Source organism: Ruminococcus sp. RTP21358st1_G6_RTP21358_211008, from assembly GCF_040908885.1.
GTDB classification, from domain to species: Bacteria; Bacillota; Clostridia; order Lachnospirales; family Lachnospiraceae; genus Blautia_A; species Blautia_A faecis.
The window spans coordinates 21,238-29,810 of sequence record NZ_JBDGDM010000055.1 but is presented as its reverse complement, the minus strand read 5'-3'; the positions used below and the strand labels follow the sequence as shown (position 1 = coordinate 29,810).

Genomic DNA, 8,573 nt, shown 5'->3' with positions numbered 1-8,573 from the left:
TGTTGATGGAAGCATTATACTACATTGGGACATTTTCCTTTATGGTATATTAGGACATTATCATAAATGGTTCATATGTATAGAAAACGCAAAAAAAATTTGTTTGACTTTTAGAAAAACAGGCAATATAATTAAATCAAACGAGTAGCAGGTAAGCGTAAATCCAGTTTACAAGCTGCTCGTTTTTGTTTTACTAAAAATGAATGTCGCCATGAAAAAGTGTGTAGCCTGTCAGCGTAAGTCCAGCTTATATGACAGGGTGCGCGCTTTTTTTGTGCAGAAAAAGAGAGGAGTTAAAACAAAATGGCGGAAAGCAACAAGATGAAGGAGATGCCGGTGAATAAGCTTATGGTCCAGATGGGGATCCCGATGATCCTATCTATGGCATTGCAGGCAGTCTATAACATAGTAGACAGTGCGTTTGTAGGAAATATGAGAGTGGGCAGTGAAGCAGCACTAAATGCACTGACCCTGGTATTCCCGATTCAGATGCTTATGGTGGCAGTGGGAATCGGAACGGGTGTAGGAACCAATGCACTTCTTGCAAGGACACTGGGACAGGGAAACCGTAAAAAAGCTGCGAAGGTAGCAGGAAACAGCCTGTTTTTGGGTGTGATCATTTATGTGGTTTGTTTATTATTTGGCATCTTTGGAGTGAGAGCATATATTTCATCTCAGACAGTAGATGCAGAAGTACTTGAGATGGGAGTAAGTTATCTGCGGATATGTTGTGTGATTTCTTTTGGAATCATCTTCTTTTCTTTGTTTGAAAAGCTGTTACAGGCCACAGGACGCTCTCTTTATTCTACAATCGGTCAGGTGGTTGGAGCAGTTATAAATATCATCCTTGATCCGATCATGATCTATGGGATTGGACCTTGCCCGGAAATGGGAGTGAAAGGTGCAGCCTACGCAACTGTAATTGGACAGGTAGCATCCGCAGTATTACTGCTTATCTTTCATATCAAATTAGATAAGGAATTTGAGCATGGGGCAAAATACATGAAGCCGGATGGCAGAATTATCAAGGAAATCTATGCAATCGGACTTCCGGCGATTATCGCTCAGGCACTGATGTCTATTATGGTTTATGTGATGAATCTGATCCTGAAGTTCAATCCGTCAGCACAGACAGCTTATGGATTGTTCTATAAAGTTCAGCAGTTTGTTCTCTTCCTTGCATTTGGTCTGCGAGATGCAATCACTCCGATCATTGCATTTGCTTATGGAATGAGAAGTAAAAAGAGAATTCAGGATGGTATCAAATATGGACTTATTTATATCGTTGCATTAATGATTATTGGAATTGCAATTACGGAGATTTTCCCCGGAGCATTTGCAACGCTGTTTAATGCGGGACAGTCGAGAGAATATTTTATCGGTGCGATGAGAGTGATCTCGGTAAGCTTCCTGTTTGCCGGAATCAATGTTGCTTATCAGGGCATTTATCAGGCACTGGACGGTGGTGTGGAATCGTTGGTTATTTCACTTTTGAGACAGCTTATTATCATTTTGCCACTGGCCGGAATCTTTTCACTGTTTGTAAGAAATGGTCAGGTGGGCGTTTCAATGATTTGGTGGGCATTTCCGATTACAGAAGTAATTGCATGCCTGGTAGGCTATGTATTTTTAAAGAGGATTAGAAAAAACAAAGTTGATACTTTGCGTTAAGGAGGAACTGGAAATGGCAAAAAGAATCATTACAATCAGCAGAGAATTTGGAAGCGGTGGACGTTTTATCGGAGAAGAAGTCGCGAAGAAGCTGGGAATTGCTTATTATGATAAAAATGTTATTAATGAGATTGCAGAAAAGTCCGGTTTATCACCGGAGTATATTCAGGAAAATGCAGAGTTAGCTCCGAAAAAAGGGTTGTTTGCATATGCACTTGCAGGGCGTGACATCACAGGGAAGTCTGTGGAGGATATGGTACATGAGGCGCAGCGAAAAGTTATTTTAGAATTGGCAGAGAAGGCTCCTTGCGTGATCATTGGAAGAAACGCAGATTATATCCTGAAAGACCGGGACGATGTGCTGAATGTATTCATTCATGGGGATATGCCGGAGAAAACACAGAGGATCATTCGCTTATATAATGTAGATGAGAAGAAAGCAGTGAAAATGATGGCAGACACAGATAAAAGACGTATGACAAATTATAACTTTTACACGGAGCATAAATGGGGAAAGGCCAGTAATTATACGTTGTGTCTGAACAGTTCACAGCTTGGATATGACAGATGTGAGAAGATCATTATGGAATGCATTAAATAACAGGAGGTGTATACTGTTTACTACAAATTGCTGTTGGTTCCAGGGCAGGAATATTAGACGAAATAGTCAGTGAGGTTTCTATGGCGATTTCCATTTTTCGCTATGGATGGAAAAATATGGATTCTTCTGAAACTGAGACATAATAACAAAAACTGGTTGATAAACCAGATAAAAGTGATATACTGAATGCAGAAAAGAAACCGTGTGGGATTCCAATTTTGTTTCACACGGTTTTTTAGAAAATATGAGTTAGATGCAACTAATATGCATGATAATAATTTATTGGGAAATGTAAAATAGTACAGATTTCTATGAGAATATTGATTTATGGTGCAGGTGTGATTGGAGAAAAAAGCATGAAAAACGAAGAATACAAAAAATTATCAATCAACGAGTTTACAAAAGCAGCAGGAAGATATGAAAGTAACCATGCTGGTATTTACGAAATGTGCAAGAAGGATTATCCGGATATTCTGGAAGAATTAGAGAAGGAGCCATTTAGAGATTTATTGGATGCAGGCTGCGGACCTGCTCCGATGATTTCTTTATTATCAGAAAAATATCCAGACCGGCATTATACAGGACTGGATCTGACTCCTGCGATGATTGAACAGGCAAAAAAGAAAGATATTCCAAATGCAATATTTGTTGTGGGAGACTGTGAGAATTTTCCTTTTGAAAACGATTCATTTGATGCAATTATTTGTTCTATGAGTTTCCATCATTATCCGGATCCACAGGCATTTTTTGACAGTGTGAAAAGATGTCTTCGCCCAAATGGAAGATTGATTCTGCGAGATGTGACTAGTGACAATAAAGTATTGGTATGGCTGATGAATACACTGGAAATGCCTCTGGCAAATATATGCGGACACGGAGATGTCCGGGTTCCAACAAGAGATATGGTCATGAAGTGCTGCAGAAAAGCAGGGTTAGAAGTAGAAAAATTTGAAACCCGTAAAGGTATGAGGATGCATTGTGTTGTGAGAAAATCTATGGGAGAAGGCGACAGGCAATGAAAGAAAAAGTGAATGTGACAGGTGTGCCAGAAACGATGGTACAGACTTTGTATGCAAGAGCAAAAGAAACAAAAAAGCAAAATGCCAAAATCAAGGATGAGATTGCAGTAGAACTTGTGGAGAAGCTGGACTATAACTTTTCCAAAGCAGATAAGGATAAAGCCATGAATTATGGCGTAATTGCGAGAACAATCGTATTAGACCGGATGGTTAAGCAATATCTGGAGAAGCATGCAAATACAGTTGTTATAAATATTGCATGTGGACTGGATACCAGATGTTATCGGATGGAGAGAAAATATCTGCACTGGTACAATGTGGATCTGTCAGAAACGATGAAGATAAGGAGTCAGTTCCTTACCGAAACTGGTCCGGTATATCAGATTGCAAAGTCTGCAATGGATGAATCCTATGTAGATGATATCGATTATCATGGTGAGAATGTTCTGGTAATAATCGAAGGTCTTACAATGTATTTGTGTGAAAAGGATATTAGAAAAATGTTTTCTATTATTGAGAAATCATTCCAGAAGGTAACCGTAATGGTTGAAACCATGTCCCCTTTTGTTATAAAACATGTGAAAGAAAAATCTATAGAGGGGAGCAATGCAAAATTCACATGGGGAGTTAAGAATGGAAAGGAACTGCAAAGAATCATACCGGCATTTTCTGTTCGACAGGAAGTCAGTCTGATTGAAGGAATGAAAGAGCTTATGCCGATTTATCATGTGATAGGAAAGTTTCCAATCGTTCGGAACATCTCAAATAAAATAATAGTTATGGAGAAACGTGGCTGATATTATACAAGCAGGAGATGATACAGATGATGAAAAGACATTTTGATGTGGAATCAGATGGATTTTATGGTGCATACTGGAAATGCAAAACAGGTTCAGACTGTGCAATGATTGCAATGATCGGGGATGATCCGGAGGATTATCTGGCGCGTACATCCGTGAAATGGTTACATAAACTCGGTGTGAATGTGATGACAATGTCACCTGGAAAAAAGGATTATGGACATTTGGTACAGGGCGGAACAAAACGAAAATCAAATTGGAAAATTATAAGGTAGGAGGACAGCGTGGATACAGACAAAATAATACAAGATTTAAACCGCTATTTTGCATGGCTCGTAGCGTTCACACAATCTCCACAAAATAATTAGCACTCACCTCTTGACAGTGCTAACAATCGGTGCTATATTAATAACCGTAATAAGGAAATCATTATAAATGTTTATAAATGCGCAGCCCCTGCGAGTTACTTTTTTAAAGAGCCGCGGAAGCTGCGCTTTATATTAATATCAGCTGAAGGAGGAGAGCCTATGAACATCAGCAAATTTACGCAGAAATCCGTACAGGCTGTTCAGGATCTGGAGAAGGTTGCTTACGAATATGGCAACCAGGAAATCGAACAGGAGCATCTGTTATATACCCTCCTAACACAGGAAGACAGCCTGATTCTCAAACTGATTGAGAAGATGGAAATAAATAAAGAATATTTTCTGAACACAGTGAAGAACGCTCTGGATGCAAAAGTCAAAGTATCTGGCGGCGAACTCCGGTTTGGACAATATCTGAATAAGGCACTTGTAAATGCAGAAGACGAAGCTAAGGCAATGGGAGATGAATACGTATCCGTAGAGCATCTTTTCCTGGCCCTGCTGAAATATCCAAGCCCTAGTATGAAGAAAATCTGGAGCGAATTTGGCATTACCAAAGAGCGTTTCCTGCAGGCACTTTCCACAGTACGTGGAAACCAGCGTGTAGTAAGCGACAATCCGGAAGCCACCTATGATACTTTAAATAAATATGGCGAAGATCTTGTGGAAAAGGCAAGAAGCCAGAAACTGGATCCGGTAATCGGACGTGACAGTGAGATCCGGAATGTGATCCGTATTCTTTCTCGTAAGACCAAGAACAATCCGGTTCTCATCGGTGAGCCCGGTGTTGGTAAAACAGCCGCTGTGGAAGGTCTTGCACAGCGAATTGTAGCAGGAGATGTTCCGGAAGCACTGAAGGATAAGAAAATTTTTGCCTTGGATATGGGCGCACTGGTAGCAGGTGCCAAATACCGTGGTGAATTTGAGGAACGTCTGAAAGCAGTTCTGGAAGAGGTGAAAAAGAGCGAAGGTCAGATCATCCTGTTTATTGATGAGCTTCATCTGATCGTAGGTGCAGGTAAGACGGATGGCGCAATGGATGCCAGCAACATGCTGAAACCAATGCTTGCCCGTGGTGAGCTTCACTGCATCGGTGCTACCACACTGGATGAGTATCGTCAGTATATTGAGAAAGACGCTGCCCTGGAACGTCGTTTCCAGCCGGTTATGGTGGATGAGCCAACTGTGGAAGATACCATTTCTATCCTTCGTGGCCTGAGAGAACGTTACGAAGTATTCCATGGTGTTAAAATCACAGATAGCGCACTTGTTGCAGCTGCAACACTTTCACATCGTTATATTACAGACCGTTTTCTTCCGGATAAGGCAATTGACCTGGTAGATGAGGCCTGTGCCCTGATCAAGACAGAGCTGGATTCCATGCCGACAGAGCTGGATGAGCAGCGCCGTAAAATCGATCAGATGAAAATGGAAGAGCTGTCTCTGAAGAAGGAGACCGATAATTTAAGTAAAGAGCGTCTGGAAGAGCTTCAGAAGGAGCTTGCGGAAATGCAGGATTCTTTCAACACCCAGAAGGCTCAGTGGGAGAACGAGAAACATTCTGTAGAGAAGCTTCAGAAGCTTCGTGAACAGATTGAGGATATGAACAAACAGATCCAGATCGCAAGACAGAACTATGATCTGGAGAAAGCTTCCGAATTGCAGTATGGCGAGCTGCCGAAATTACAGCAGCAGCTGGAAATCGAAGAGCGCAATACAAAAGAGAGCGACAGAAGCCTTGTCCACGAAGTAGTAACAGACGATGAGATCGCAAGGATCATTTCCCGTTGGACCGGCATTCCGGTAGCAAGGCTGACAGAGGGAGAGCGTGCCAAACTGCTTCATCTGGAAGATGAGCTCCACAAACGTGTTATCGGTCAGGACGAGGGTGTACGCCGTGTAACCGATGCCATCCTTCGCTCCAAAGCAGGAATCAAAGATCCGACCAAACCAATCGGTTCTTTCCTGTTCCTTGGACCAACCGGTGTTGGTAAAACAGAGCTTGCCAAAACCCTTGCACAGACTCTTTTCGATGATGAGCAGAATATGGTTCGTATCGACATGAGCGAGTACATGGAGAAATACTCTGTATCCAGACTGATCGGAGCTCCTCCGGGATATGTTGGATACGAGGAAGGCGGACAGCTTACAGAGGCTGTTCGTCGGAAACCGTACAGCGTTGTACTTTTCGATGAGATTGAGAAGGCACATCCAGATGTATTCAATGTACTTCTGCAGGTACTGGATGATGGTCGTATTACCGATTCCCAGGGACGTACTGTAGACTTCAAGAATACAATTCTGATCATGACCTCCAATATCGGATCTCCTTATCTGCTGGATGGTATTGATGAAAATGGAGAAATCAAGGAAGAAGCACAGAAAGAGGTTATGGATGATCTGCGCGGACATTTCCGTCCGGAATTCCTGAACCGTCTGGATGAGATCATTCTGTTTAAGCCATTGACAAAAGATAATATTGGTAGTATCGTTGATCTGATGGTAAAAGAGCTGAATGACCGGCTTGCCGACCAGGAGCTTTCCCTTGAACTGACAGATGCAGCCAAGAAGGATGTCATTGACAATGGTTACGATCCTGTCTACGGTGCAAGACCTCTGAAGCGTTATCTTCAGAAATATGTAGAGACACTGACTGCCAGAAAAATCCTTTCAGGCGAAGTCCATACCGGCGATACACTGGTACTGGATGTGGAGAATGGAGAGTATGTGGTTAAAGTGAAGTAAAGGTTACTGTTCACTGGTAACGTTCCGCGAGGCGTTTTTTGTGAACAAAGTTCACAGAAAACCCGAGAATTGCGGCGCGAAATCATGCGAATGCATGATTTCTGTGCATCGCGAAGCGCGTTACTGTGAACGGAGTGAACAGTAACAAGTAAAGGAAAAGAAAAGGAGTCCAAGTCTTATGATACCAAAAGATCCTATGATTTTGCTTAGTTATGTAAATACCCAGCTTCGGGATTATTACGATTCTCTGGAAGCACTGTGTACCTGCCGCGGACTGAACAGGGAATCTCTGTTGGATAAGATGGATTCCATCGACTACCACTACGACGAAGAGACCAACCAGTTTATTTGAAATCACAATATTCAATAATTTAATACCGCTTGTCAAAGCTGTGAAAACCGCTTGGCAGGCGGTATTTTTTTGTAACAGGAAATTCCTGTTACGCATTACATAAAAAGCCTGCCGGGCAGGATTGCACTGCGGCGGAAGGGGTGTTGTCGCTCCAGGCGACCCGCCGCAAATGGAGAATCCTGCAAGCAGGATTCTTTTTACCATGAAAATTCCGGACAACAGATAATGTGGTCTTATACATAATAATTAGCCGACAAAATAAATACATATTTTAAATTCAATAAATTTAAGACACAAATCTAAAAAAAATATAAACTGCACAAAAAACACTTGCGTTTCTTGTGGAAAAGTGTAAACTATAAAATTAGTCGGCTAACTAATATGAGAAAGCTGAACAGGAACTTGAAACTGTAATACACACTCCAAAGCTTGTATCTCAGTTTCAGACAGCAAGTGAGGTGAGAATTTGGAAAACAACAATGAGAAAAGCATTCAACGTCTGATTATGGAAATCAGCCGCATGTATATGGAAAAATGCTTTGGTAAACTTAAAAGTCTGGGAATCCATCCAAGACAAATGCCGATTCTGGCTGTTCTGTGGAAAGAAGACGGATGTAGCCAGAAAGAACTGGCCAGCCAGTTAGGCGTGAAGCCGCCTACTGTTACCGTAAGTATCCAACGCCTGGAAAAAATCGGTATTATAGTTCGAAAACAGGATGAAAAAGATCAACGCATAAGCCGGATTTATCTTACAGAAGAAGGAAAAGCAATAATTAATGAAGGTATGCGCATGGCAAAGGAAGGAGAAAAACAGGTTCTGAACGGATTTTCCGAAAGTGAGTTATGTCTGATGAAACGATTCTGCATACAGATCAAGGAAAATATTGCGGCAATGCCAGCACCAGAGTTTTCACCGGAAGAAATGTGCATGGGACATTTTTGCCATAATAAAAAGTAGCACAGGAAACTGAAAAACAAAGCAAAAGGCAGAAAAGCCCGGATGTTTTGAAAAAATGTAGA

8 protein-coding genes are annotated in these 8,573 nt (G+C 41.6%); all 8 read left to right on the top strand.

The window, feature by feature from the left end; all coding sequences use genetic code 11:
- Window positions 1-303: 303 nt before the first annotated feature.
- The 8 genes from AB5Z12_RS17545 (at window position 304) to AB5Z12_RS17510 (ending at window position 8,511) form a co-directional block, all read left to right on the top strand.
- Complete coding sequence (locus AB5Z12_RS17545; RefSeq protein ID WP_173717556.1) at window positions 304-1,671, top strand: MATE family efflux transporter; 1,368 nt, start codon at window positions 304-306, stop codon at window positions 1,669-1,671.
- Window positions 1,672-1,684: 13 nt separating this feature from the next.
- Window positions 1,685-2,272 (top strand): AAA family ATPase, encoded by a 588-nt coding sequence (locus tag AB5Z12_RS17540; RefSeq protein ID WP_173717555.1) that lies wholly within the window; start codon window positions 1,685-1,687, stop codon window positions 2,270-2,272.
- Between the two features lie 356 nt (window positions 2,273-2,628).
- Window positions 2,629-3,291: a class I SAM-dependent methyltransferase gene (locus tag AB5Z12_RS17535; RefSeq protein ID WP_173717554.1), complete on the top strand. Its 663-nt coding sequence runs from the start codon at window positions 2,629-2,631 to the stop codon at window positions 3,289-3,291.
- Entirely contained in the window at window positions 3,288-4,088 is an 801-nt protein-coding gene (locus AB5Z12_RS17530) for a class I SAM-dependent methyltransferase (protein ID WP_173717553.1), read from the top strand. The genes AB5Z12_RS17535 and AB5Z12_RS17530 overlap by 4 nt, the downstream gene beginning before the upstream one ends.
- A 26-nt stretch (window positions 4,089-4,114) precedes the next feature.
- Window positions 4,115-4,366 carry a hypothetical protein gene (locus AB5Z12_RS17525; RefSeq protein WP_226815910.1) on the top strand — a complete coding sequence of 84 codons (252 nt, stop codon included), beginning with the start codon at window positions 4,115-4,117 and terminating at the stop codon, window positions 4,364-4,366.
- A 252-nt stretch (window positions 4,367-4,618) separates the two neighbouring features.
- Window positions 4,619-7,201: an ATP-dependent chaperone ClpB gene (clpB, locus tag AB5Z12_RS17520; protein WP_173717552.1), complete on the top strand. Its 2,583-nt coding sequence runs from the start codon at window positions 4,619-4,621 to the stop codon at window positions 7,199-7,201.
- Between the two features lie 178 nt (window positions 7,202-7,379).
- The gene (locus AB5Z12_RS17515) at window positions 7,380-7,553 is read left to right on the top strand and encodes a DUF4250 domain-containing protein (RefSeq protein ID WP_118582984.1); all 174 of its coding nucleotides are present in this window, start codon (window positions 7,380-7,382) and stop codon (window positions 7,551-7,553) included.
- 466 nt (window positions 7,554-8,019) lie between these two features.
- Window positions 8,020-8,511, top strand: a complete 492-nt coding sequence (locus tag AB5Z12_RS17510; protein ID WP_226815755.1) for a MarR family winged helix-turn-helix transcriptional regulator — start codon at window positions 8,020-8,022, stop codon at window positions 8,509-8,511.
- Window positions 8,512-8,573: the final 62 nt, after the last annotated feature.